This is a genomic window from Microbacterium sp. SGAir0570 (assembly GCF_005491085.2).
In the GTDB taxonomy this organism is placed as follows: Bacteria; Actinomycetota; Actinomycetes; order Actinomycetales; family Microbacteriaceae; genus Microbacterium; species Microbacterium arborescens.
On record NZ_CP027929.1, the window covers coordinates 2,568,037 to 2,593,218 of the forward strand.

Below are 25,182 nucleotides of genomic sequence, written 5' to 3' on the forward strand. Positions count from 1 at the left end.
CGTTCAGCCCTCCGGCTCGGGGGTCGGGGTCTGCGGGTGGAGTGCGTCCTGCACCATCTGCTGGACGAGGGCCCAATCGGGGTCGGCCTCCTCGATGCCGTTCGCCGGGGTGAGTTCGATCGTGGTGACCGGCTGCTCCTTGGCCTTGATGGCGATGTCGGCGAGGAAAGGCAACAGATCGGCGGGGATGTCGGTCTGCACGAGCACCTGGCCGGCGTCGGCGATCTCGGTGAACCGGTCGAGTACGTTCTGCGGGGTCATCTGGGCGAGGATCGCCTGCTGCAGCTCGCGCTGGCGGCGCATCCGGTCGAAGTCGCTCGTCGTGTAGCGCGACCGGGCGTACCACTGCGCGGTGTCGCCGTCCATGTGCTGCTGTCCGGCCTCGATCCACCCCTCGGCCCAGTCCTCGGCGCTCTGCCCCTCATACCGCGGGCCACCGCCCTTGGGCAGGCGCTCGACGACGTTGATGTCGACACCGCCGAGGGCGTCGACGAGGTCGGCGAAGCCCTTCATGTCGATGAAGACGTAGTACGGGATGGTGATGCCGAGGATGCCTTCGACGGCGTCCTTGGTCGCTTCCACACCCGGCGACGAGCCGTTGTTCTTCGCATCCGGGTAGAGAGCGTTGCCGTCACGGCAGATCTCGACCTCGGTCTGCAGCTGGTTGATGCCGCTGCTCCACCCGCAGTCGGGGTCGAGGCGTCCCTCGTGGATGTCCGGGTAGAGGTCCTTCATCGGCCCCGGGGCGAACGGGAAGTGTCCCATGTCGCGCGGGACGCCGGTGATCGTGGTCGCCCCGGTCTCCGCGTTCACGGACACGACGGAGATCGAGTCGAAGCGCATGGAGTCACGCCCCTCGCCGCTGTCGGCACCGAGCAGGAGGATGTTGTAGTAGCCGTCCGACGGCGGAACGCTCGGCCCGCTCGCGCCGAAGACGGTGCTGAGCGTCTCTCGCACGGAGTTGACCCGATCGAATGTCCAGGCCGCCGCCGAGGTCGACGCGACGGCGAGCACGATGGCCAGGAGCGGTACGCCGATGCGGGCGACGGTTCCCGCCCGCACGAGCCGCACGAGCCGCAGCGTGTCGACCGTCAGCACGAGCCACAGCACCGCGTAGAACGCGATGACGGCCTGGACGATCAGCAGCACGAACCAGTTGGTGGCGAGCGAGAGGAGCAGCGGACGCCACAGCAGTCCGGTCAGCACGGTCAGAAGCGCGAGGACCCACATCGTGATCGTCGCCGCGAGACCGAACCGCCCCAGGCGCCGGTTGCCCGCGAGCACTTGGGCCGACCCGGGCAGCAGGAAGTTGAGCACGACGAGCCACCAGCCGCGGCGACCCATGACCTCGGGCGACGAGGTGTCGGGATGCCGGAGCGGACGTTCCTCGATGAGGTTCGAGCGGCGCGGCCGCGCGGAGCTGCGCGGCGGGGCGCTGACGCTCACAGGGAGTCCTTGAGGCGGCGGTTCTTCTCTTCGACCTGCTGCTCGAGCCCGCGTGCGTACTCCTCCAGCCGGTCCGCGAGTGCCGGATCCCCGGCTCCGATGATGCGCGCGGCGAGCAGGCCGGCGTTCTTCGCGCCGTTGATCGAGACGGTGGCGACCGGGATGCCGCCCGGCATCTGCACGATGCTCAGCAGCGAATCGAGTCCGTCGAGGGTCGCGAGCTGGACGGGGACGCCGACGACCGGCAGCGGCGTCAGCGACGCCAGCATCCCCGGAAGGTGCGCCGCTCCGCCGGCTCCGGCGACGATGACGCGCAGACCGCGCTGTCGCGCCTCACGGCCGTAGCGCAGCAGCTTGTCGGGGGTGCGGTGAGCGGAGACGACTTCGACCTCGTGGGCGACGCCGAGATCTGTGAGCGCCTGCGATGCGTCGCTCATGACGCGCCAATCGGAGTCCGAACCCATGACGACTCCCACGAGCGGGGCGTCCGATGAATGCAGCGGCGAGGATGTCACCGACCCAGGTTAGGTGTGCGACCTGAGGAAATCCCGGAGCGGCGCGGTGCCCCGCCGGGCTCAGTCGTCGAAGTGAGCGGCCACCACGCGGGCGTCGCCCACGACGGCGTCGAGGTCGTCGCCGGAGAGGTTCACGTGCCCGACCTTGCGACCCGGCCGCGGCGACTTGCCATAGGTGTGCACCTTCGCTCCGGGGTGGGCGTCGAGCGCGGCGGGGACGCGGGCGGCGAGCGAATCGGAGACCGGACCGCCCAGGATGTTGATCATGACCGACCACGGCGCTCGAGGAGACGTGTCGCCGAGCGGCAGGTCGAGCACGGCGCGCAGATGCTGCTCGAACTGCCCCGTGACGGCACCGTCCTGACTCCAGTGGCCGCTGTTGTGAGGGCGCATCGCCAACTCGTTGACGAGCAGACGCTCGTCGGCCGTCTCGAAGAGTTCGACGGCGAGCATGCCCGTCACCCCCAGCCCCTCTGCGATCGCGACGCCGATGTTCTCGGCGACCTCGATCAGGCGCTGGCCCGCGCGCGGAGCCGGGGCGATGACCTCGGCGCACACGCCGTCGCGCTGCACGGTCTCGACCACGGGGTACGAACGCCACGCTCCGGAGGGCCGCCGGGCGACCTGCTGGGCGAGTTCGCGCGTGAACTCCACGAGCTCCTCGACGAGGAGCTGTCCGCCCGGCTCGAGCGCGGCGAGCCAGTCGGCGGCTTCCTCGGCGGCACCCACGACCCGCACGCCCTTGCCGTCGTAGCCGCCGCGCGGGGTCTTCACGACCGCGCGCCCGCCGTTGTCGTCGAGGAACGCCTGCAGGCCGGCGGCATCCGAGATCGCGGCCCACTCGGGCTGCGGCATCCCGAGTTCGGCGAGTCGAGCGCGCATGCGCAGCTTGTCCTGCGCGTAGAAGAGCGCGTCGGGGCCGGGGTGGACGGCGACGCCCTCCTCGACGAGGGCCCGCAGCACGTGCTGCGGAACGTGCTCGTGATCGAAGGTGATGACGTCGACGTCGCGCGCGAACGCGCGCACCGTGTCGAGGTCGCGGTAGTCGCCCGTCGCGGTCGCCGCGATCGCGGCGGACATCCCGGCCTCCTCGGCCAGCACGCGCACGTCGATGCCCAGCTCGACCGCCGGCGCGATCATCATGCGGGCCAGCTGCCCTCCGCCGACGATTCCTACTCGCAACGACATAGCGCCTCCTCCGGGTTCGCATCCATCATCGCGCACCCCGCCAGCCGGCCGCACGCGCGATCGGACTCAGGCGCTCAGGAATCGGAGCCGACGACGGGCATGCTGTGGGAGTCGCGATGCGCGAGGATCTGGCTCACCTCGACCTGATCGGCGAGCACCTCGTGAACGAGCGCGACGGCCGGGATGCTCCGCAGCCGCATCGAGGGGTCGACGCCGTTCGAGAGCGTCAGAGTGCCGGTGCCGTTGAGACGTTGCAGCGGGCCGCGCGACTCGTCGATGCCGTAACCGCGGATTTGGCTGAGCTCGGCGCGGCGACGGACGATGAGCCCCGAGGTCTCGATGACCCGGCGGGTCGTGATCGTGTAGGAGTGCGCAAGCCAGCGCAGGTAGGGCAGCACCACGAGGAGCACGACCACGAGGCCCGCGGCCGACCAGAGCATGACGTCGGTGAAGGGCTCGGGGAGGTTGTCGGTGAAGTACCCCGTCACGCCCGCCACCACGATCAGCAGCAGCGCGGGCCACAGCAGGGGCCCCGCGTGCGGGCGCAACCGCGCGACGCGCAGCTCGGGAGCGGCGGCACCGAGCGCGGGCGCGACGGGTCGGCCGAACGAGGCTGCGGGCTGAGTCACAGCACCATCATGACGCGCGGGTACGACAACGCGGCGGCGGCACGCCCGGATGCCGCCAGGGCTCAGCCGACTCCGCGCACGTGCACGACGTCGCCGGCTCCGACGACGCTCTCGACCGCACCGGTGCGCACGACCAGGCGGCCGTCCCCGTCGAGGCGCTCCGTCGTTCCCGTCAGCGTCTCGCCGCCGGGGAGCGAGACGACGACGTCCTCGCCGATCGTGACGCAGGCCGCAGCGACGCGCTCGCGCAACGACTCGTCCGCGCCCGACACCGCGAGGTGCGCGATGTGATCGCGCAGGCCCGTGAGATAGTCCGCGAGCAGCCGGTCCTCGTCGACGGGAGCGCCGAGCGCCGCGAACGACGTCGCCGTCGCGACCGGCAGATCGACCTCGGCCATGGTGGTGTTGACGCCGGCGCCGAGGATGACGTCCCCGTCCTCCCCCGGAAGGACCTCGGCGAGGATGCCGCTGATCTTCCGCCCGTCGACGAGGACGTCGTTCGGCCACTTCACGCCCACCCGGCGGTCGCGCAGCTGTGCGGAGACCGCGTCGCTCATGGCGAGACCAGCGACCAGCGGGATCCAGCCGCGCGAATGCACGGGCACGGCCCCCACGCGCAGCAGCACCGAGATCGCGAGCGCGGTGCCGGCCGGAGCCGTCCAGCTGCGGTCGAGGCGGCCGCGACCGGCGCGCTGGTCGGTGGTCAGGAGGACCGAGAGGTGCGGATGGGCATCGGGGTCGGCCTCGACGTCGCGACGGAGATGGGCGTTCGTCGAATCGGTGTGTTCGACAACGTGCACGCGGGGCGAGACCGCCGCCGCGCGGGGATATCCGTTCTCGGGGATGCTCATGGCGTCACCCTACGACGTCGGATCCGAACGCGGCGAGGGGTTGCGCCCGAGGGTTTCCACAGGTGATCCGCGCCGTCGTTGTGGGTGTGCTCCAACGGCTGCGGGGCGTCGCTGGATAGGGTGGAACGCGTGACCGACCAGCCCGACCTGTCCACGACCGCCGGCAAGATCGCCGACCTCCGCGCCCGCTACCAGACGGCCGTCGTCGACGCCGAGACCCTGGCACGCGAGAAGCAGCACAAGAAGGGCAAGCTCACCGCGCGCGAGCGCATCGAGATGCTCGTCGACCCGGGATCGTTCGTCGAGCTCGACGAGTACGTGCGCCACCGCACCACGGCGTTCGGCATGGATCGCTCCCGGCCGTACGGCGACTCGGTCGTCTCGGGAGTCGGAACCATCCACGGCCGCACCGTCGCGGTCTACTCCCAGGACTTCACCACGTTCGGCGGCTCGCTCGGCGAATCGGCGGGCGAGAAGATCATCAAGGTCATGGAGCTGGCCCTGCGCGGCGGGATGCCGATCATCGGCATCCTCGACTCGGGCGGCGCGCGCATCCAGGAGGGCGTCGTGGCTCTCGGCAAGTACGGCGAGATCTTCCGCCTGAACACCGCGGCATCCGGCGTCATCCCCCAGATCTCGCTCATCATGGGTCCCGCCGCGGGCGGCGCGGTCTACTCCCCCGCCCTCACCGACTTCGTCATCATGGTCGACAAGACGAGCCAGATGTTCGTCACCGGTCCCGACGTCATCAAGACGGTCACGGGCGAGGACGTGGGTATGGAGGAGCTCGGCGGCGCGCACACCCACAACACCCGTTCGGGCGTCGCGCACTACCTGGCCGAGGACGAGGACGACGCGATCGACTACGCGCGTTCGCTGCTGAGCTTCCTGCCCGACAACAACATGTCGGACGCCCCGGTCTACGAGACCGGCTTCGAGTGGGAGACCACCGACGACGACCGCACCCTCAACGCCGTCATCCCGGACTCGCCCAACCAGCCGTACGACATCCACCAGGTGATCGCGGGCATCGTCGACGAAGGCGACTTCCTCGAGGTGCAGCCGCTCTTCGCCCCCAACATCGTCGTCGGGTTCGGTCGGGTGGAGGGTCGCACCGTCGGCATCATCGCCAACCAGCCCTCGCAGATGGCGGGAACGCTGAACATCGACGCAGGCGAGAAGGCGAGCCGCTTCGTGCGCTTCTGCGACGCCTTCTCGGTGCCGATCGTCACGCTCGTCGACGTTCCGGGCTACCTCCCGGGCACCGACCAGGAGTGGACCGGAGTCATCCGCCGCGGCGCCAAGCTGCTCTACGCCTACGCCGAGGCGACCGTCCCGCTCGTGACCGTCATCCTGCGCAAGGCGTACGGCGGCGCGTACATCGTGATGGGCTCGAAGCAGCTGGGCGCCGACGTCAATGTCGCCTGGCCCACCGCCGAGATCGCCGTCATGGGCGGGCAGGGCGCCGTGAACATCCTGTACCGCGGCGAGATCAAGCGTGCCGAGGAGGCGGGCGAGGATGTCGCCGCCGTGCGGTCCCGCCTGGCCTCCGAGTACACCTACAACGTCGCATCCCCGTTCCTCGCCGCCGAACGCGGTGAGCTCGACGGCATCATCGAGCCCGCGCAGACGCGCGTCTACATCGCGAAGTCGCTGCGCGCGCTGCGCGGCAAGCGCGCCGAGCTGCCCGCGAAGAAGCACGGGAACATCCCCCTGTGACCGGCCCCGAAGACGCTCGAGACGAGGCGGCGCACGCCGAGCGCCCCCTGCGCATCGAGGTGCGCCGCGGCGCCCCGACGCCCGAGGAGCTCGCCGCCGTCATCGCGGTCGTGAGCGAGTCGTACGCCCAGGAGGCCGCCGAGGCTGTCGCCCCCGAGCCGGCACCCGAATCGGCGTGGCGGCGCTCGGCGCGCGCGCTGCGGACGCCGCTGCGCCGCGGCTTCGGCTGGGGCCGGTTCACCGGCTGACGCGTAGGCCGGCCCGGTCCGCGCGGCCGCGGTTTTGTCCCCCGAAATACCTACAGACAGATCCGGCACACTCTCGCAGACTTGATGTGCTGGAACGCTACTGCGTTCGGTCACCTCGGCGTCATGCCGGTGACTGCTGCGAGTCGGTTTTCGGGTAACCACTCGCATGGCGAGGGGCGGGCGGCTTCGCCGCCCCTCGCCCCCAGCACCTCACGGCACGTCAAGGACGCGGACGCGGGCGGGCGATCTCTCGCCAGAGGTCCACCGTCTCGTCGGACCCGTCGTCGTGGCGCGACCGCCCGACCACTGTGACTGCCGTGTCGGGATGCGTCGAGGTACGGATGTAGAGGCGCTCCGACCGGACGCCCTCGAGAACCTCGGCGAGCTCGGCCCGGATGCCGGCGAGCTCCCGGTCATCGAGACCGTCGAGGCCGCCCTCGTCGAGGAACGTCACGTGGGAGCCGGCCCGGCGGACGTCCTCCAGGACGCGGCGCACGGCGTCATCGAGCAGACGCGGCCCCCGCAGCTCATCGCGCAGGCGCCCCTCGGCGAGCCTGGCTTGCAGCCGCTCGTCGTCATCGAGGTCGCCGTCGGCCTTGATGGTTCGCGAGAGCACCGGCCCGGCCACGGCGAGCGCGCGCTGCACGCGCACCCGTCGCTCCCGTCGGCGTCCCTCCTGGGTCGCCAGCCACTCCGACGCCTCGCGCTGGAGCGCGGTCAGCTGCGCGGTCTCGACGGCCGCGCGGTCGATCAGGAGCACGATGACCTGGGCACCGCCCACCCAGAGCGCCGAGCCGACGGCGCCGAGAGAGAGGGTGGGCTCGGGTCCGATCCAGATCACCGACTGCAGGAAGAGCATCGCGATCCCCGACCACGCGACGATCGATCGCCGGCGGACCACGAGGATCGCCATCAAGGCCCCGAGGCCGCCGAGACTCCAGGTCGCGAAAGGCTGCAGCCGCCCCGCCTCCCCCGCGGCCCACCACGTGGCGGACGGGATCACGACCGTCACGGCGAGGGCGAGCAGCGCGATCCACAGCGGCAGCGGCGCCGGACGGCTCATCCCCGCCGTCACGGCGCTGACCGCCGGAGCATCGGCGCCAGGGCGAGAGGGAACACCCATGGGCCGCGTCGGCCAGAAGATGCACATGCCGGTGACGGCAAGGTAGACGACGAGATTCAGAATCAAGACGGCGGGCACGTCGACCGGCCGGGTCCAGATCATCCCGCCCACCGCCAGATAGGCCGTGAACGCGACCCCGAGCGCCGAGAGCACCCAGCGCACCGAACGGTTCATGAGCGCTCCCGCCAGCTGATCGACACGGTCGTCCCCGACCCGTCGGAATCGACCGTGGCCACGCCTGCCACCGCGGCGACACGCGCGATGATCGAGGCTCGGATGCCGAGCCGGTCCTCGGCGACGCGAGCCGCCTCGAAGCCGGGGCCGTCGTCTCGGACCTCGATGCTCAAACCTGCCCCGTCTGCGCGGAACGACACCCGCAGGTTCGCCGCGCCGGCGTGTTCGACCGAGTTGGTGACCGCCTGGGCGGCCGCGAGCTGCAGCGCCCGCGCGACGCGACCCGGGACCGGCCGGGCTTCGGGCCGGACATCCTGGATCACCGCGGCAGCGGGGTGCAATCGCCGCACGGCTGCATCGAGCTCCTCGCCGAGGATCGCGGCCGCCAATGGCGCATCCGGCCCCTCGCCCGCCTCCTGATCGACATTGGCGAGACGGGTGAGCGCGTCGCGGGCCATGGACACCGCGAGAGTGCGCTCGCGGTCGGTCTCGGCGCGTTCGGCCGCGATGAGGGCCGCCAGGACGCTGTCGTGCATGAGGGCCGCCACAGCGACGCGTTCCTTCTCGACCGCATCGGCGGCCGCCGCCTGCGCGAAGGAGCGGACGGCCCCCTCGCGCCCGCTGTCGATGCTGGCGGCGAGGGAGCGCAGAATCCACCCCACGACGATCAGGACGCTCGCGAGGATGATCGCGAACGCCGAGTCCAGCGCGACGTCCAGCACGGTAGCCGGCGTGAGCGGCAGCAAGGTCAGCCGCATCGCGCCGTACAGCAACGGGAGCAGGAAAGCCCACACGATCTGCCCCGCGAGCGGCATGCAGAAGACCGCGGCGACCGTCCCGACGTTGATGAGGAACCACAGCCAGGGCTGCTCGTCCACCGTCGCGGGGGTACGGGCTGCGAGCGGCCAGAGCAACGTCGCGATCGGGAAGACGCCGGCGAAGATGCCGGTGAAGACGCGGACGCCGCGCGATGTGATGAGCGAGACGCACATCAGCAGGAGCGAGCCGAGGACGGCGATCAGCAGCGCCGTGTTCCACGTCGAGTGCCCGACCGGGGCGCTCAGGGCGCCCACGAGCGCCTGGATGCCGATGACGGCGCTTCCCGCCCCGACGACGATGCCCAGGATGCGGTCGATGCGCGACTGCGTGAATCGTTGCGTCTGCGCCAGCGCCTCGCGGAACTCCGCGGGCCGGCGGGGACGCGGGATGCCGGCGCCCGCGGGCTCAGCGGGCATCGGAGGCTTCGGCGACGAGACCGTCTTCCATCGCACGGCGGAGAAGATCGACCTTGGTGGGCGCGGGACGACCGACCTCGACGTACTTCACCCGAACGCGGGTGATGTTCTCCTTGGCGGTGGAATACGCGATCCCCAGGCGCTCGGCCACGGCCTTGAGCGGAAGGCCCGCGGCGTACAGGCGCAGAACGTCGCGCTCCCGCGCAGAGAGCTGGGCATCGGCGAACGCACGGTCGCCGTCGACGGCACTCGCCCACTCGACGTTGTCGAGGTGCTCGCCGCGCGCGACCGTCCGGATCGCCGAGACGACGTCGTCGGCGCGCGCCGACTTGCTGATGATGCCGAGCGCTCCGGCCGAGAGCGCCTCGCGCACCGCGGCCGGACGGTCAGCGACGCTGTGGATGATCACCTGCGAGCCGTTCCACACGAGTTGCGCGACGTTCTCGGACACCGTCGCGCCGTCACCGAGCATGAGGTCGAGGACGACGACATCCGCGGGTGTCTCACCCGTGTCCTTGCGCCATCGCAGGTACTCGGCGACGGTGCTGCCGGTGAAGACGACCTCGCCGACTCCCGCACGGGAACAGGCGGCGGCGAGCCCGAGTCGGACCGACTCGTGATCGTCGATGAGTGCCACCCGTGTCATGCGCTCAGCCTAGGACAGTGGACCCTCGTCGGTGAGTACCGCGACCGCCTCCATGTGGTGCGAGTTGGGGAACAGGTCCAGCCCCTCCAGCGACACGGGTGTGTAACCGCCCGCGCGGAGCATGCCGAGATCGCGCGCGAGCGCGACCGGATCGCACGCGACGTAGACGAGCGTCCCGGGGCGCAGCCGCAGCAGGGAGTCGACGACCTCACGTCCGGCTCCCGATCGCGGCGGGTCGAGCACCGTCACTCCGGCGCGCAACCGGGCGCGCTCGGCGTTCGAAGCCGTCTGCTCGGTCCGGAGCAGCCAGCGGTCGACGCGACCCGTCTCCGCGCGCGCCCCCACCCACTCGGCCAGGTTCTCGCCGGCATGGTCGGTGGCACGCGGATCGGACTCGACGCTCGTGATGCGGGTAGCGGGACCACCGAGCTCGGCGACGGATGCGGCGAGCAGGCCGACGCCGCCGTACAGATCGAGGTGCCACGCGTCGGGATGGACCGTGTCGCGCCCCGCCGCGCGCAGCCCGCCGTGGACCGCATCCCGCAGCGCCACCGGCGCGAGCCGGTGCACCTGCCAGAAGCCGCCGGCGTCCACGCGGAAGTCCCGGTCACCGACCCGCTCGGTCACGACCTCGCGCAGAGCCGGGTCCACGGTCGGCCGGGGCCCGCCTCGACCCCGTCGGCGGGGGGTCTCGGGCCGAGGAAGAGCGCGCACGCGCCCGTCGGCGGGCTGAACGAGATCGAGGCGGCCGGGCGCGGCGGAGCGACCGCCCGTGACCGCTTCGGCGATCGCGGGCGTGGCCAGCGGCAGATCGTCGACCTCGACGACGCGGTGAGACCGTGCCGCGAACGGTCCGATGCGTCCCTCGTCATCGACGTGCAGGCTGACGCGCGTACGCCATCCGGTGCCGTCGGCGGTCTCGTCGGCACCGGCGCTCGCCACCACGACGTCGCTGTCGACGCCGCCGAAGCGCTGCAGCGCATCACGCAGGACGCGCTGCTTGAGCTCGCGCTGGTGCGTGAGCTCGATGTGCCCGAAGTCGGCTCCGCCCGGCCGGCTCTCCGGGGCGGTGCCGATGTCGGCCGGAGACCAGACGTGAGGTCGCCGATGCGGCGACGCCTCGAGCACCTCGAGCGCCTCGGCACGCCAGAAGGACGACTTCGCGGTGTCGGTCAGCCGCGCACGCACCCTCTCTCCGGGGATCGCGTCGGGGACGAAGACGACGCGGCCTTCGTGACGGGCGACGAAGACGCCGCCGTGGGCGACGTCGGTGACGTCGAGATCGAGAAGGTCGCCGGACTGCATCCCACGATGCTCGCACACGCGCGCCCGCGGGTAGCGTGAACGGCATGCGCGTGTGCCTGGCCTCGACGTCCCCCGCTCGTCTCATGCTCCTGCGTCAGGCCGGCATCGAACCGGCCACCCGGGCGCCCGAGGTCGATGAGGAGGCCGTCGTCGCCGCGCTCGAGGCCGCGGAGGGCCGGGTCCTGTCGCCGGAGGAGCACGTCCTGGTGCTCGCTCGGCGCAAGGCGGCCGACGTGGTCGCGACGCTCGCACGGGACGAGCCCGACTTCGACGGCATCGTCATCGGGGGCGACTCGATGTTCGCTTTCGACGGCGAGGTGCTCGGCAAGCCGCTGCGGCCGGCGGTCGCGACCGAGCGGTGGGAGCGGATGCGCGGCGGCACCGGCATCCTCCACTCCGGGCACTCCGTCTTTCGTGTTCGTCCGGGAGCCGCCCCGCGCGAGGCCCACGCGGTCGCCGAGGCGGCCGTCACCTTCGCCGACGACATCTCGTCCGACGAGATCGCGGCCTACGTCGCGACCGGCGAGCCGCTGCAGGTCGCCGGCGCATTCACCGTCGACAGCCTCGGCGGCGCCTTCATCACGCGGGTCGAGGGCGATCCCTCGACGGTGGTGGGGATGTCGTTGTCGACGCTGCGCCTGCTCGTCCGCGAGCTCGACGTGGCTTGGACCGACCTCTGGAGCGGGCCCCGCACGGCCTGACCGCTACACCCGTTTCGTAGGCATCCGCCCACGTTCAATCGATCACTTTGTGCGAGTGATCCAAAAGACGAGCGCCCGCGCTCGCTAGGCTGGCATTCATGCCTGAGATCGCCAAGGTCCTGATCGCGAACCGCGGCGAGATCGCCGTTCGAATCGTGCGCGCCGCCCGAGACAGCGGGAAGGCGTCGGTCGCCGTCTACGCCGACCAGGATCGCGACGCGCTCCACGCCCGCCTCGCCGACGAGGCGTACGCCCTCGAGGGCTCGACGAGCGCCGAGACCTACCTCTCCATCGAGAAGATCCTCTCGGTCGCTCGCCGCTCCGGCGCCGACGCCGTGCACCCCGGTTACGGCTTCCTCGCTGAGAACGCCGAGTTCGCCCGCGCCGTCATCGGCGCCGGCCTCACCTGGATCGGCCCCTCGCCCGAGGCGATCGAGGCCCTCGGTGACAAGGTCACCGCCCGGCACGTCGCCGAGAAGGTCGGCGCTCCCCTCGCCCCCGGCACCCCCGGGCCGGTCGACGGGGCCGACGAGGTCATCGCCTTCGCGAACGAGTACGGCCTGCCCATCGCCATCAAGGCCGCCTACGGCGGCGGCGGGCGAGGCCTGAAGGTCGCGCGCGAGCTCGACGAGGTCGCCGAGCTGTTCGAGTCGGCCACCCGCGAGGCGATCGCCGCGTTCGGCCGTGGTGAGTGCTTCGTCGAGAAGTACCTCGACAAGCCGCGCCATGTCGAGACGCAGTGCCTCGCCGACGCCGCCGGCAACGTCGTCGTCGTCTCCACGCGAGACTGCTCGCTGCAGCGACGCCACCAGAAGCTCGTCGAAGAGGCGCCCGCGCCCTTCCTCACGGCCGAGCAGAACGACATCCTCTACTCCGCCTCGAAGGCCATCCTGCGCGAGGTCGGCTATGTCGGGGCCGGAACCTGCGAGTTCCTCATCGGCGCCGACGGAACGATCTCGTTCCTCGAGGTCAACACCCGCCTGCAGGTCGAGCACCCCGTGTCCGAAGAGGTCACCGGCATCGACCTCGTCCGCGAGCAGTTCCGCATCGCCGAGGGCGGCACGCTCGACTACGACGACCCGGCCCCGGTCGGCCACTCGATCGAGTTCCGCATCAACGGCGAGGACCCCGGGCGCAACTTCCTGCCGCAGCCGGGCCGCATCCACGTCTTCAAGACGTTCGGCGGTCCCGGCATCCGTCTTGACTCCGGTGTCACGGCCGGCGACTCGGTCTCGGGCGCCTTCGACTCGATGCTCGGCAAGATCATCGTGACGGGCCGCACCCGCGAGGAGGCTCTCGAGCGGTCGCGCCGAGCACTCGACGAGTTCGAGGTCGCCGGCATGCCCACCGTGCTTCCCTTCCACCGCCGGGTCGTGCGCGAGCCCGCCTTCACGGCGGAGGACGGCACGTTCGGCGTGTTCACGCGATGGATCGAGACCGAGTTCGTCAACGACATCCCGGCCTGGGACGGCGAACTGGAGGCTCCCGCAGAGCCGAGCGGCCGCCACACGGTGGTCGTGGAGGTCGCCGGCAAACGCCTCGAGGTGAGCCTCCCCGATCGCGTCGCATCGCCGCCGGTCGCGGTCGGCCGTCCCGCTCAGGTACCGCCGTCGCGCCGGTCGCACGCCGCGAGCGCCAGCGCTGCGGCATCCGGAGACGCCGTGAAGTCGCCGATGCAGGCGACGGTCGTCAAGGTCGCCGTCGAGGCCGGCCAGCAGGTCGTCAAAGGCGACCTCGTGGTCGTCCTCGAGGCGATGAAGATGGAGCAGCCCATCCAGGCGCACAAGGACGGCGTGGTCGGCGCGATCGACGCAACACCCGGCACCACGGTCGGCGCGGGTCACCCCCTGCTCACGATCTCCTGAGCCCTAGAGTGGGGGCATGCACCGCCCTGTACGTGTTCTTCCCGTCGTCTGTCTGCTGGGGCTCGCTCTCGGGCTGAGCGCCTGCGCTTCCGACACGGTCGACCTCGCGGCGGCGGACGCGTGGCTCGCCTCGGTCGCGGCCAAACCAGCCGGCGCGGATGTCGGCATCGGCGCGGCGAGCGGTCGCACGATGCCGTTCGAGAACTCCGGTGACCGGAGCGCAGGCGTCATCCTGACGCTCGCCGAGCCGGCTCCGGCGAGTGCGGTCGAGGTGCGGTGTTTCGGCGGTCACACCGCGACGGTGTCCGTGGAGGCTTCGACGACGTCCGGCTCGCGCGGCGTGGAGACGAGCATCGATTGCGACGAGAAGCCGCACTCTCTCGAGCTCGTCGACGCCACCCGCACCACAGCCGTCAGGATTGCCGTCCGCGCCGAACCGGAGACGCGCTACTACGCCGATGTGAGGTGACACGGCGACGCATCGTCGCGCGTGCGCGTCGGAGAGAGACGCGAAAATCGGAGCGATCGCCAGGATCACTCCGATCTTCGCGCGATTCTCCGACGCTCGCGCGCGCGGCTCAGGACAGCGGGTCCTCGTCGCGCTGCACCAGGTGCATCGCACGCGCGGCATCCGTGATGCTGCCGGTGAGCGAGGGGTACACCGCGAAGACCCGCGAGACCTGGTCGACCGTGAGCCGACGCTCGACGGCGATCGCGATCGGGTAGATCAGCTCCGACGCGCGCGGGGCGACGATGACGCCGCCGATGACGGTGCCCGACCCCTCGCGCGCGATGATCTTCACGAAGCCGTCCTTGACGCCCATCATCTTGGCGCGCGGGTTCGCGGCGAGCGGGAGCTTGTGAACGTACCCGTTCACGAGACCCGACTCGATGTCCTTCTGCTGCTGGCCCACTGTCGCGATCTCGGGCGCGGTGAAGATGTTCGCGGTGATGCGACGGCGCTCGAGCGGGATGACGGTGTCGCCGAGCGCGTGGAAGACGGCCTGGCGCCCCTGCATCGCGGCGACCGAGGCGAGCGGTACGAAAGTGGTGCAGTCGCCCGCGGCGTAGATGTTCGGCACGGACGTGCGCGCAACGCGGTTGACCTGGATGTGACCCGAGTCGGTGAGCTGGACACCGGCCTCTTCGAGACCGATGCCGGCGGTGTTGGGGATCGAGCCGACCGCCATGAGGCAGTGGCTCCCCTCGACCGTGCGCCCGTCCGAGAGGGTCGCGACGACGCCGTTCTCGGTGCGCTCGACCTTCTCGGCACGAGACTTCGACAGCACCGTCATCCCGCCGCGCTTGAAGACCTTCTCGATGACGGCCGCCGCGTCGACGTCCTCGCCCGGAAGCACCTGGTCGCGGCTGGAGATCAGCGTCACCTTCGCCCCGAGGTTCATGTAGGCCGACGCGAACTCCGCTCCCGTCACGCCGGATCCCACGACGATAAGGTGCTCGGGCAGGGACTTCATGTCGTAGAGCTGCGTCCAGGTGAGGATGCGCTCCCCGTCGGGCTTCGCACTGGGCAGCTCGCGCGGCGACGCGCCCACCGAGACGACCAGGGTGTCGGCCTCCACGCGGTCGAAGTCGGTGCCACCGGGGCCGGTCGCCGCGATCAGGGCGTGGGTGCCGTCGAGGCGGCCGTGACCGGAGATGATGCGCACGCCCGCTTCGACCAGCTGGGCGCGCATGTCGTCGGACTGCTGGCGCGCGAGGGACAGCAGTCGGCGGTTGACCGCCGCCAGGTTGATCGCGATCTCGGGCTTGAGGGGGGTGCCGGAGTCCGACCGCGCGAACAGCTGGACGCCGAGATCGGATGCCCCGGCGATGGCCACCGCGGCATCGGCCGTGGCGATCAGCGACTTCGAGGGGACGACGTCGGTGATGACCGCCGAGCCGCCCACGCCGGCGCGTTCGACCAGCGTCACCTCCGCACCCTGCTGGGCAGCGGCCAGCGCCGCCTCGTATCCGCCGGGGCCGCCACCGAGGACGGCGACGCTTTGGGTGCGCTCGAAGCTGAGAGGCGACATGGTCTCCATTCTTCCTCAGCCGCAGAGTCGGTCGCGCACACCTGCGTCCGACGGGTCGCGAGTCTTAGAGTGGGGGGATGCTTGACTCCTCCGCGCACCCGCTCGACGATCCCGCTGTCGACCCGCTCGATGTGGCCCGCGAGGCGGCGGCCGACATCGCCCGTATCAGCGGCGTCGAGCGCCACGACATCGCGCTCACCCTCGGCAGCGGCTGGGGTCGCGCGGCCGAGCTCATCGGCGAGACCACGGCGACCATCCCGGCCACCGACGTCACCGGCTTCAGCAAGCCGGCGCTCGAGGGGCACGTCGGGACGATCCGCAGCATCCTCACCCCCGAGGGCAAGCGCATCCTCGTCATCGGCGCCCGCACCCACTACTACGAGGGGCACGGCGTTCGCCGGGTCGTGCACAGCGTGCGCACCGCCGCCGCCACGGGCGCGAAGATCATGGTGCTGACCAATGGTGCCGGCGGTATCAAGCCGACGTGGCGACCCGGCCAGCCGGTGCTCATCAGCGATCACCTGAACCTCACCGCGGACTCGCCGCTCGAGGGCGCCACCTTCGTCGATCTCACCGACCTCTACTCGTCGCGACTGCGCGACATCGCCCGCTCGATCGACCCCACGCTCGACGAGGGCGTGTACACCCAGTTCCGCGGCCCGCACTACGAGACACCGGCCGAGGTCCGGATGGCTCGCACGCTCGGCGGCGACATCGTGGGCATGTCGACGGCGCTCGAGGCCATCGCCGCCCGCGAGGCCGGCATGGAGATCCTCGGCTTCTCGCTCATCACCAACCTCGCCGCCGGCATCCAGGAGACCCCGCTCAGCCACGCCGAGGTGATCGAGGCCGGTCGCGAGGCCGAGCCGGTGATCTCGGCGCTCCTCGCCCGCGTGATCGAGGCGCTGTGACCGGCGCGGACGAGCCCGCCACGGGCGTGACCGTCGACGCGACGACGCCGGCGGTCCCCTGGGACGCGGCGCGAGCCTGGCTCGCTCAGGATCCCGACCCCGAGACCCGCGACGAGCTGACGGCCGTCATCGCCGCGGCCGAGTCGGGGGATGCCGCTGCCGCGGCCGATCTCGTCGACCGCTTCGGCACGCGCCTGGCCTTCGGCACCGCGGGACTCCGCGGCCGGCTCGGCGCCGGCAGCAACCGCATGAACCGTGTCCTCGTCACGCAGGCAGCGGCAGGACTCGCGGCCTACCTGCTCGAGAAGGCGGGGCCCGATGCTCCGCCCGTCGTGGTCATCGGTTACGACGGCCGTCGGGGCTCGGCGCGCTTTGCGCGAGACTCGGCCGAGATCTTCGCGGGCGCAGGGCTGCGCGCCATCCTGCTGCCCCGGCTCCTTCCGACGCCGGTCCTGGCGTTCGCCGTGCGCCATCTCGGCGCCGACGCCGGTGTCATGGTCACGGCGAGCCACAACCCGCCCGACGACAACGGCTACAAGGTGTACCTCGGCGGGACCGACGACGGCTCGCAGATCGTTCCGCCCGCCGACGGCGAGATCGCCGCGCACATCCAGCGGGTGGCGGATGCCGGCGACATCTCAGCCCTTCCCCGTTCCGAGCAGTACGAGACCGCCGACGACGCGGTCGTCGAGGCGTACGTCGCCGCGACGGCGACCGTCGCGCCGGCTCCCGCAGGAGCGAACGGGATGCGCTGGGTCTACACGGCCATGCACGGTGTCGGAACCGAGACGATGCTGCGCATCCTCGACGCTGCGGGGTACCCGCATCCCGTCCCGGTCGCCGAGCAGGCCGAGCCGGACGGCCGGTTCCCCACTGTCGCCTTCCCCAACCCCGAGGAACCGGGCGCGATGGATCTGGCACTCGAGACCGCCCGCGCGAACGACGCGGAGTTCATCCTCGCGAACGACCCCGACGCCGATCGCCTCGCGGTCGCGATCCCGGATGCCGCCACCGAGGGCGGCTGGCGGCGGCTGACCGGCAACCAGATCGGTCTGCTGCTCGGCTGGCGCGCGGCGCGTCGAGCCGCGGAGGGCGGTGTCGCCGACGGCGCCTCGCTCGCCTGCTCGCTCGTTTCGTCGCCTGCGCTCCAGGTCGTCGCGGAGCGCTACGGCCTCGACTTCCACGCCACCCTCACCGGTTTCAAGTGGATCTCGCGCGCCCCCGGCCTCGTCTTCGGGTTCGAAGAGGCGCTCGGCTACCTGGTGAACCCAGAGACCGTGAAGGACAAGGACGGCATCTCCGCCGCCATCGCCATCCTCGGCCTCGCCGCCGAGGCACGGGAACAGGGCCGGACGCTGGGCGACCTCCTCGCCGACTTCGACGCCGAGTTCGGCAGTTTCGCAAGCGGGCAGGTGTCGGTCCGCGTCGACGATCTCGCGGTCATCGGGCGCATCACCACCGCGCTGCGCTCCGCGCCGCCGACCCGCATCGGCGACGCCGCGGTCGTGTCGTTCGAGGATCTCGCCGCTCCGGTGTCGGGCCCGCCCCTCGGTGACATCCTGCGCCTGTGGCTCGAGGGCGACGCGCGCATCCTGGTCCGCCCGAGCGGCACCGAGCCGAAGCTCAAGCTGTACCTCGACGTTCGCGGAGACTCGGCCGACGATGCGGCATCGCGGCTCGCCGCGCTCGAGACCGGTGTGCGCGACCTGCTCGCGGCCATCGACTGACACCCGCCCTCGGGCCTGCATGGTCCCGCGCTTCTGGCGATACATTCGTCTGACGCGCGGGGCTGATGCCGCCTCGAGGGACCCTGGGCACCCCACCAGCACCACCCGTCCGACGTCTGTATCACGCATCCGCGCCGCTAGGCTTCGGGAGTGCTGCTGACGGAACCTGTGGAGCTCGCTGACGATCACGTACGGCTCGTGCCGCTCGACGTCGATCATGCCGACGACCTCGCCCGCGCCACGGCCGGGCTGGAATACGCCTGGTACACCTCGGTGCCCGCTTCGGTACCGGCCGACATCGCCCAGCGCCTTGCCTGGCGCGATGAGGGTCACATGAACCCGTTCGCCGTGCTGCGGGACGACATCGCGGTCGGGATGACGACGTTCTGCAACATCGATCAGCCCAACCGCCGGGTCGAGATCGGGCACACCTGGCTCTCCCCTGCGGTGCAGCGGACCGCGGTCAACACCGCTGCGAAGCGCCTGCTGCTCGGCCACGCGTTCGAGAGCTGCGACGCCATCGCGGTCGAGTTCCGCACGTCTTGGCACAACCGCCAGTCACGCGCGGCGATCGAACGCCTCGGCGCCAAGCAGGACGGGGTGCTCCGCAACCACCGGTTGGGGCCGCGCGGGACGCTCCGCGACACGGCCGTGTACTCGGTGCTCCCGCACGAGTGGCCCGCGGTGAAGCTGGGGCTCGAAGCCCGACTCGCCCGCTGAGTGCGCGCGATCAGCCGTCGACGACCGCCACGAGCTCATCGAGGAAGGCGCTGAAGGTCGTGCCGCGCCGCACGATCCGCTGCACGCTCTCGCGCTCGCTGAACACCTCGACCAACTGCTCGAACACCGTCTGGAAGGCCGCACGATCCGACTCGGAGAACGCGACCATCGCCACGACCTGCACGCGGCCGTCGCCCCATGCGATAGACGGGTCGGCGATCCCGAGCGAGATCGCCGTCCGCGTCGCGGTCATCCCGATGGCGTGCGGAACGGCGAGCGCGTCGGTGAAGGCCGTGGACGACAGCCGCTCCCGCTCGATCGTGCGCTCGATGTAGTCGTCGTCGATGACGCCCTGACCGACGAGCAGCGAGCCCAGCTGCCGGATGACGCCCTCTTCTCCCCCCTCGCCGTCGAGCCCGCGGATGAAGGCGGACGGGTCGAAGTAGCGCTCCAGCTCGGCGCGCAGGCGGGCCAGGCGCCGGGCCCGGCGGAGCCGCGCGGCGGCGGTCTGCACCCGATCGATGTCGGCGTCGGTGAGGAACGGCTGGATGTGGACGATCCGGTCGCTCCCGACGGGCGGGGCGATGGTCGACAGAATGAGGTCGGTGTCGATGGATGCCCAGTCCGGGTCGACGCGCGTCTCGACGCCGACGACGTCCAGCGCCTGGCCCAGCGACCGGTCGACGCTCGAGCGCAGCAGCTCGTGCAGCTCGTAGTAGCCGGGGCACACGATCGTCGCCGTCAGCGCCTGCGCCGAGAGTCGGCTGCGTTCGAGCCGCCCGCCGACGTGCATCGCGATGTAGGCGATCTCGTCATCGAGGAGCGGGATGCCGAGCAGGCCGCGCAGGGCGTCGGCGATGTAGACGGCGACCTCGAAGATCATCGGATACGTCGTCTTGAGCGATCGCGTGAGAGGGTTGCGCGACCACGCCTGCTCGCGCGCCCGATGCTTGAGGTTCTGCACGTGCAGCGACAGCCGCAGCACGAAGTCCTCCTGGTCGATGTCGACGAGGAACTCCGCGGCTGCCCGCCGCACGACGTCGCGCACCGCGGTCGCGACATCGGCGTCGATGCGCTCGCGGATGAGCGCCGCCGGCTCGGTCGCCCCCGGGGCTACGACGCGCGTGAGCACGAGTGCGGCGAGATGCTGGCGGTCACCCGACCCGAGGACGACGCCCAGGTGCCGGCGCGTGAGGCGGTCGAGGATGTCGCCGACCTCAGCTCGGAACGCGGCATCGTCGGCCTCCGCCACCTCGAGCGCCCGGCCCCGCGTGATGCGATCGGCGGCGATGGCGATGTGCATGACGACATCCCCGATGCCGAACTCGTTGACGAAGTAGCCGAGCTCGGTCAGCTCCGAGACCAGGTCGTCTTTGAAGGGACCGAAGGCCACCGCGCCGACCGAGCGTTCGCCGAGAGTCCGGCGGAGGCTGTCGAGATCGAACGAGCCGTCGTCGGTCTCCTCGTGCGCCAGTCGGCTGAGGAGCCGGCGCTGGGCCATCTCGGTACCGCGCAGACGTGCCCGCGACGATGTGCGCTCGAGGCTGAGCTCGGTGCCGCCGAGGAGCCCGCGCACCCGGCCGAGGTCGGCGTCGATCGTGGCAGGGCTGACGAAGAAGGCCTCGGCGGTCTCGAAGACGTCGATCCCGTCGGGAGAGTCCAGCAGTGAGCGCACCAGGCGGTGCAGCCGATCGCGTGGCGTGCCGGCGTCGCCCACGTGCACGGCCCCCGAGCTGTCGGGGCCCGCGCGGTAACCCTGCGGCCCGGACTCGACCACGACGCCGTCGGGAACCCGGGCGTTGAGGGCGGTGACGTAGCTGCGGATCGAGCGAGGCGTGACGCCGATCGCATCGGCGAGCGCGGCTGCGGTCACCCAGTCGCCGTCGCGCGCGAGAATCGCGAGGACGCGGTCCTGCCGGCTCCTGGTCACGTTCCCATTCCATCATGGCCCGGCTGAGCTTCCGCCCCTGCGGAAGCAGGAAGGCCTTGTCGCCTCTGAGACCGCTCACAACAATGGGGAGAGGAGGAGGCGGGTCGATGAGGATCCTGGTCGTATGCGGCGCGGGTGCGTCGAGTACTTTCGTCGCACAGCGAGTGCGCCACGCGGCGCAAGCGCGCGGCCTGGACATCACCGCCACCGCCGGAACCGAGCAGTCACTGCCGATCGATCTCGACGCGGCGGACATCGTCCTCGTCGGCCCCCAGCTCATCCCGAAGCTGGACCGGATCACCGAGGCCGCGGCTGCCCGCGGAACGCGCGTCATCCTGATGCCCGCCGACATCTTCCGAGATCTCGATGGGAGCCGGACGCTCGCGCTGATCACCGCTCCGGCCACAACCACGACACGTTCCAGCACCGACATCCCTTCAACGGAGAGGACCTCCTCATGAGCGAGGCATCGCGTACCGTCCGCATCGGATCGTCCAACGGGCTCCACGCCCGTCCCGCGAAGCTGTTCGCCCAGGCGGTCAAGCAGTCGGGTGCCAACGTCACGATCGCGAAGGGCTCGGGCTCTCCCGTGAACGCCGCGAGCATCCTCGGAGTCATCGCGCTCGGCGTCGAGTACGGCGATTACGTCACCCTCACGGCCGACGGCGACAGCGCCGAGAGCGTCCTGGACGAGCTCGCCGACCTGCTCGCCACCGATCACGACGAGTGAACACGAACGACCATCGATACGAACACGGACGATACGAAGGAGATCGAGCAATGAGTGAGCTTCGCGGAGTGGGCATCGGCCTGGGAGTCGCGCAGGGACCGATCGCACGGATGGCGGAGCCGCTTCCCGCGCCGAAGGACGAGAAGTCGCAGCTGCCCCTCGATGAGGAGACGGCGCGCGTGAAGGATGCCGTCGCCGCGGTCGCACGTGAACTCGAACAGCGCGGTGCGCAGGCGGGCGGCGCCGCCCGCGACGTGCTCGAGGCCCAGGCCATGATGGCCGAGGACCCGAGCCTCGAGGCCGAGGTCGCGACGCGACTGCAGGCGGGCAAGACCGGCGAGTTCGCCGTCTACGACGCCTTCGCCTCGTTCCGCGACCAGCTGTCCGCGATGGGCGGCTATCTCGGCGAGCGCGCCGCAGACCTCGACGACGTCGCGCAGCGCGTCATCGCGCACCTGCGCGGCGTCCCGGCCCCGGGCGTCCCCGAGCCGGGACACCCCTTCGTGCTCGTGGCCAAGGACCTCGCCCCTGCCGACACCGCGCTGCTCGATCTCGACATGGTCCTCGCGCTCGTCACCTCCGAGGGCGGACCGACCTCGCACACCGCGATCCTCGCGCGAGAGAAGTCCATCGTCGCGGTCGTCGGCGTCACCGAGGCGGCCGGCCTCTCCGACGATGAGACCGTCATCGTCGACGCCGCCAAGGGCGTCGTCACCACCGACCCGAGCGAGGACGAGCTCGCACAGGCTCAGAACCGCGCCGACGAGCGCAAGTCGGCAGCATCCGCCCCGATCACGCCCGGAGCCCTCGCCGACGGCACCGCGATCCCTCTGCTGGCCAATCTCGGCAAGCCGGAGGGCGCGGCGCAGGCCGTCGAGCTCGGCGCCGAGGGTGTCGGTCTCTTCCGCACCGAGTTCCTCTTCCTCAGCTCGGCGCAGGCACCGACCGTCGCCCAGCAGCGCGAGGCCTACACGAAGCTGCTGCAGGCGTTCCCGGGCCAGAAGGTCGTCGTCCGCGCCCTGGATGCCGGTGCCGACAAGCCGCTCGCGTTCCTCAACGACGCGCACGAGGAGAACCCCGCGCTCGGTCTCCGCGGTCTCCGCGCCCTGCGCGCCAGCGAGGACATCCTGCGCGAACAGCTCACCGCCCTCGCCGAAGCGGATGCCGCGACCGAGGCCGACCTGTGGGTCATGGCCCCCATGGTCTCGACCGTCGAGGAGACGGAGTACTTCGTCGGGATCGCCCGCGAGTACGGCATCAAGACCGCAGGCGTCATGGTCGAGGTGCCGTCGTCGGCGCTGCTGGCCGACCACGTCCTCAAGGTCGCCGACTTCGCCTCGATCGGCACCAACGACCTCACCCAGTACACGCTCGCCGCCGACCGCCTGCTCGGTTCGGTGTCGTCGTTCCAGGACCCCTGGCACCCGGCCGTGCTGCGCCTCATTCACGAGACCGGCAAGGCGGGCCAGGCCAACGGCAAGCCCGTGGGCATCTGCGGCGAGGCCGCGGCCGACCCGCTGCTGGCCGTCGTGCTCGTGGGCCTCGGCGCCACGAGCCTGTCGATGGCGCCCACCGCGCTCGCCGACGTCCGCGCCACCCTGCTCCACCACACCCTCGACGACGCACGCCGCATCGCCGAAGCCGCCCTGACCGCGACGGACGCGGCCTCGGCACGTGCCGCCGCGCAGACCGCCGCCGGCATCTGATCAGCACCGCACCCGCAACACACACTGCACCAGAAGGAGAACCAGAAATGACAACGACGTCAACAGTCGATAGGAAGACGGGAGGGGCCCGCGTCGCCGTCCAGCGATTCGGGACCTTCCTGTCGGGCATGATCATGCCCAATATCGCGGCCTTCATCGCGTGGGGCTTCATCACCATGCTGTTCATCCCCGCCGGGTTCCTCGGTGCCGACAGCCCCTTCGGCATCCACTGGTACCCGGTCGCCGACATCATCGGCGGCTCCGGCAACCTCGAGGCGATCGGCTGGCAGGGCGCCATGACGACGCTGGCGGAGAGCGACGGCACCAACGTGATGGCGTACGTCGGCCTCGTCAGCCCGATGATCACCTACCTGCTGCCCCTGCTCATCGCGAACACTGCGGGCCGCATGGTCTACGGCGAGCGCGGCGGCGTTGTGGCGACGATCGCCACGGTCGGCGTCATCGCGGGCACGAACATCCCGATGTTCCTCGGCGCCATGATCATGGGTCCCCTCGCCGCCCTGGCCGTGAAGTACATGGACCGCATCTGGGACGGCAAGATCAAGCCGGGCTTCGAGATGCTCGTCAACAACTTCTCCGCGGGAATCCTGTCGATGATCCTCGCAGTGGTCGGGTTCTTCGCCTTCGGCCCGTTCTTCCGGGTCATCAGCCAGGGTCTCGGCGCGGCGGTCGACTGGCTCGTCAGCCTGAACCTGCTGCCCTTCGTTTCGATCATCGTCGAGCCGGCGAAGGTGCTCTTCCTCAACAACGCCATCAACCATGGTGTGTTCACGCCCCTGGGCGTGCAGCAGAGCGAGGAGTTCGGTCGCTCGATCCTCTTCCTGATCGAGGCGAACCCCGGTCCCGGCATCGGCCTGCTGCTGGCCTTCACCTTCTTCGGTGTCGGTGCCGCCAAGGCCTCGGCCCCGGGTGCCGCGGTGATCCAGTTCGTCGGTGGCATCCACGAGATCTACTTCCCCTACGCACTGAGCAAGCCGATGCTCATCCTCGCCCTCATCGCCGGTGGCGCCACCGGTGTCACCACCAACATGCTGCTCGGCGGCGGCCTCGCGTTCCCGGCGGCCCCGGGGAGCATCATCGCGGTCGTCGCCGCCGCCCTCCCCGGCGGTGTGGGCAACCTGATCGTGGTTCTGCTGTCCGTCGTCCTGGCCGCGACCGTGACGTTCATCGTCTCGGCGGTCATCCTGCGGGCCACCCGCAAGCGCGACCTCGCAGCCGAGGGCTCGGACTTCGAGGCCGCGATCGCTCAGACCGAGGCCAACAAGGGCAAGTCCTCCGCTGCGATGGATTCACTGCGCCGCGCCGGTGGTCGTGATGCCGAGGTGGCCACCGCCGCCGAGGACGCCGCGGCGGGCTCCGCCACCGCTACGGCGACCAAGCCGATCGAATCGATCGTGTTCGCGTGCGACGCGGGAATGGGCTCGTCGGCGATGGGTGCGAGCGTCCTGCGCAACAAGTTCAAGAAGGCGGGCGTCGAGGGCGTCACGGTCGTCAACAAAGCGATCGCCAACCTGGACGGATCGGCGGATCTCGTCGTCACGCAGAACCAGCTCACCGATCGCGCGCGCCAGCGCACACCCGACGCGGTGCACGTGTCGGTGGACAACTTCATGAACTCGCCGAAGTACGACGAGGTCGTCGAGATGGTCCGCAAGCAGCACGACGCCGACGCGTAGGCTCGAAACCCAGACCCGGGGCCGGGGCGGTCCATCCGCCTCGGCCCCGCGTCATCCGCCAGCAACACCATTCGAAGGAGACA

23 protein-coding genes are annotated in these 25,182 nt (G+C 70.8%); 12 read left to right on the forward strand and 11 right to left on the reverse strand.

The features are described from left to right. Window positions 1-3: 3 nt before the first annotated feature. The 5 genes from C1N74_RS12225 to C1N74_RS12245 all read right to left on the reverse strand — a co-directional run bounded on the left by C1N74_RS12225 (window position 4) and on the right by C1N74_RS12245 (window position 4,629). A complete protein-coding gene (locus C1N74_RS12225; protein ID WP_064955690.1) occupies window positions 4-1,446 on the reverse strand; it encodes an LCP family protein in 1,443 nt (480 codons plus the stop codon). Continuing rightward, window positions 1,443-1,910: a 5-(carboxyamino)imidazole ribonucleotide mutase gene (gene purE / locus C1N74_RS12230; protein WP_023955481.1), complete on the reverse strand. Its 468-nt coding sequence runs from the start codon at window positions 1,908-1,910 to the stop codon at window positions 1,443-1,445. Before purE ends, C1N74_RS12225 begins: the two co-directional genes overlap by 4 nt. 111 nt (window positions 1,911-2,021) lie before the next feature. Then, window positions 2,022-3,149 carry a 5-(carboxyamino)imidazole ribonucleotide synthase gene (locus C1N74_RS12235; RefSeq protein WP_137750618.1) on the reverse strand — a complete coding sequence of 376 codons (1,128 nt, stop codon included), beginning with the start codon at window positions 3,147-3,149 and terminating at the stop codon, window positions 2,022-2,024. Between the two features lie 74 nt (window positions 3,150-3,223). Continuing rightward, a complete protein-coding gene (locus tag C1N74_RS12240; RefSeq protein ID WP_137750619.1) occupies window positions 3,224-3,778 on the reverse strand; it encodes a PH domain-containing protein in 555 nt (184 codons plus the stop codon). A gap of 62 nt (window positions 3,779-3,840) precedes the next feature. Continuing rightward, window positions 3,841-4,629 carry a biotin--[acetyl-CoA-carboxylase] ligase gene (locus C1N74_RS12245; RefSeq protein ID WP_137750620.1) on the reverse strand — a complete coding sequence of 263 codons (789 nt, stop codon included), beginning with the start codon at window positions 4,627-4,629 and terminating at the stop codon, window positions 3,841-3,843. Window positions 4,630-4,758: 129 nt separating this feature from the next. Here C1N74_RS12245 and C1N74_RS12250 point away from each other — a divergent pair, with 129 nt between their 5' ends. Both C1N74_RS12250 and C1N74_RS12255 read left to right on the forward strand, forming a co-directional pair. After that, window positions 4,759-6,348 (forward strand): acyl-CoA carboxylase subunit beta, encoded by a 1,590-nt coding sequence (locus C1N74_RS12250; RefSeq protein WP_181405531.1) that lies wholly within the window; start codon window positions 4,759-4,761, stop codon window positions 6,346-6,348. Next, window positions 6,345-6,596 carry an acyl-CoA carboxylase subunit epsilon gene (locus tag C1N74_RS12255; RefSeq protein ID WP_237049151.1) on the forward strand — a complete coding sequence of 84 codons (252 nt, stop codon included), beginning with the start codon at window positions 6,345-6,347 and terminating at the stop codon, window positions 6,594-6,596. The genes C1N74_RS12250 and C1N74_RS12255 overlap by 4 nt, the downstream gene beginning before the upstream one ends. Before the next feature lie 220 nt (window positions 6,597-6,816). Here the strand turns inward: C1N74_RS12255 and C1N74_RS12260 are convergent, their stop codons facing one another. Genes C1N74_RS12260 through C1N74_RS12275 form a run of 4 tightly spaced genes read right to left on the reverse strand, consistent with a single transcriptional unit; the run spans window position 6,817 to window position 11,079 of the window. After that, window positions 6,817-7,893 carry a hypothetical protein gene (locus tag C1N74_RS12260; RefSeq protein ID WP_023955494.1) on the reverse strand — a complete coding sequence of 359 codons (1,077 nt, stop codon included), beginning with the start codon at window positions 7,891-7,893 and terminating at the stop codon, window positions 6,817-6,819. Continuing rightward, window positions 7,890-9,128 (reverse strand): ATP-binding protein, encoded by a 1,239-nt coding sequence (locus tag C1N74_RS12265; RefSeq protein ID WP_137750622.1) that lies wholly within the window; start codon window positions 9,126-9,128, stop codon window positions 7,890-7,892. The genes C1N74_RS12260 and C1N74_RS12265 overlap by 4 nt, the downstream gene beginning before the upstream one ends. Then, complete coding sequence (locus C1N74_RS12270; RefSeq protein WP_064955694.1) at window positions 9,118-9,774, reverse strand: response regulator transcription factor; 657 nt, start codon at window positions 9,772-9,774, stop codon at window positions 9,118-9,120. The genes C1N74_RS12265 and C1N74_RS12270 overlap by 11 nt, the downstream gene beginning before the upstream one ends. A gap of 9 nt (window positions 9,775-9,783) precedes the next feature. Next, entirely contained in the window at window positions 9,784-11,079 is a 1,296-nt protein-coding gene (locus C1N74_RS12275) for a class I SAM-dependent RNA methyltransferase (protein WP_137750623.1), read from the reverse strand. A gap of 44 nt (window positions 11,080-11,123) precedes the next feature. Between C1N74_RS12275 and C1N74_RS12280 the strand changes: the two genes are divergently transcribed. From C1N74_RS12280 to C1N74_RS12290, 3 genes are all read left to right on the forward strand, one after another. Next, complete coding sequence (locus tag C1N74_RS12280; RefSeq protein WP_137750624.1) at window positions 11,124-11,780, forward strand: nucleoside triphosphate pyrophosphatase; 657 nt, start codon at window positions 11,124-11,126, stop codon at window positions 11,778-11,780. A gap of 98 nt (window positions 11,781-11,878) precedes the next feature. Further along, the gene (locus C1N74_RS12285; protein ID WP_064955696.1) at window positions 11,879-13,645 is read left to right on the forward strand and encodes a biotin carboxylase N-terminal domain-containing protein; all 1,767 of its coding nucleotides are present in this window, start codon (window positions 11,879-11,881) and stop codon (window positions 13,643-13,645) included. Window positions 13,646-13,661: 16 nt separating this feature from the next. Continuing rightward, entirely contained in the window at window positions 13,662-14,114 is a 453-nt protein-coding gene (locus C1N74_RS12290) for a hypothetical protein (RefSeq protein WP_064955697.1), read from the forward strand. A gap of 109 nt (window positions 14,115-14,223) precedes the next feature. Here the strand turns inward: C1N74_RS12290 and C1N74_RS12295 are convergent, their stop codons facing one another. Continuing rightward, window positions 14,224-15,687 (reverse strand): NAD(P)H-quinone dehydrogenase, encoded by a 1,464-nt coding sequence (locus C1N74_RS12295; RefSeq protein WP_023955508.1) that lies wholly within the window; start codon window positions 15,685-15,687, stop codon window positions 14,224-14,226. A 68-nt stretch (window positions 15,688-15,755) separates the two neighbouring features. On the opposite strand from C1N74_RS12295, the gene C1N74_RS12300 reads away from it, so the two are divergent. The 3 genes from C1N74_RS12300 to C1N74_RS12310 all read left to right on the forward strand — a co-directional run bounded on the left by C1N74_RS12300 (window position 15,756) and on the right by C1N74_RS12310 (window position 19,036). Further along, a complete protein-coding gene (locus tag C1N74_RS12300) occupies window positions 15,756-16,589 on the forward strand; it encodes a purine-nucleoside phosphorylase (RefSeq protein ID WP_023955510.1) in 834 nt (277 codons plus the stop codon). Between the two features lie 26 nt (window positions 16,590-16,615). Beyond that, window positions 16,616-18,316 carry a phospho-sugar mutase gene (locus C1N74_RS12305; RefSeq protein WP_137751023.1) on the forward strand — a complete coding sequence of 567 codons (1,701 nt, stop codon included), beginning with the start codon at window positions 16,616-16,618 and terminating at the stop codon, window positions 18,314-18,316. A gap of 150 nt (window positions 18,317-18,466) precedes the next feature. After that, complete coding sequence (locus C1N74_RS12310; RefSeq protein ID WP_137750625.1) at window positions 18,467-19,036, forward strand: GNAT family N-acetyltransferase; 570 nt, start codon at window positions 18,467-18,469, stop codon at window positions 19,034-19,036. 10 nt (window positions 19,037-19,046) lie between these two features. On the opposite strand, the gene C1N74_RS12315 is transcribed toward C1N74_RS12310, so the two are convergent. Then, window positions 19,047-20,966, reverse strand: a complete 1,920-nt coding sequence (locus C1N74_RS12315; protein ID WP_023955514.1) for a transcription antiterminator — start codon at window positions 20,964-20,966, stop codon at window positions 19,047-19,049. A gap of 107 nt (window positions 20,967-21,073) precedes the next feature. Here C1N74_RS12315 and C1N74_RS12320 point away from each other — a divergent pair, with 107 nt between their 5' ends. The 4 genes from C1N74_RS12320 to C1N74_RS12335 are packed head-to-tail and all read left to right on the forward strand — an operon-like array spanning window position 21,074 to window position 25,099. Next, a complete protein-coding gene (locus C1N74_RS12320; protein ID WP_023955515.1) occupies window positions 21,074-21,427 on the forward strand; it encodes a PTS sugar transporter subunit IIB in 354 nt (117 codons plus the stop codon). Then, window positions 21,424-21,696 (forward strand): HPr family phosphocarrier protein, encoded by a 273-nt coding sequence (locus C1N74_RS12325; protein WP_023955516.1) that lies wholly within the window; start codon window positions 21,424-21,426, stop codon window positions 21,694-21,696. Before C1N74_RS12320 ends, C1N74_RS12325 begins: the two co-directional genes overlap by 4 nt. Before the next feature lie 50 nt (window positions 21,697-21,746). Beyond that, a complete protein-coding gene (gene ptsP / locus C1N74_RS12330) occupies window positions 21,747-23,402 on the forward strand; it encodes a phosphoenolpyruvate--protein phosphotransferase (protein ID WP_137750626.1) in 1,656 nt (551 codons plus the stop codon). Between the two features lie 47 nt (window positions 23,403-23,449). Continuing rightward, window positions 23,450-25,099 (forward strand): PTS mannitol transporter subunit IICB, encoded by a 1,650-nt coding sequence (locus C1N74_RS12335; protein WP_064955699.1) that lies wholly within the window; start codon window positions 23,450-23,452, stop codon window positions 25,097-25,099. Window positions 25,100-25,182 lie beyond the last annotated feature (83 nt).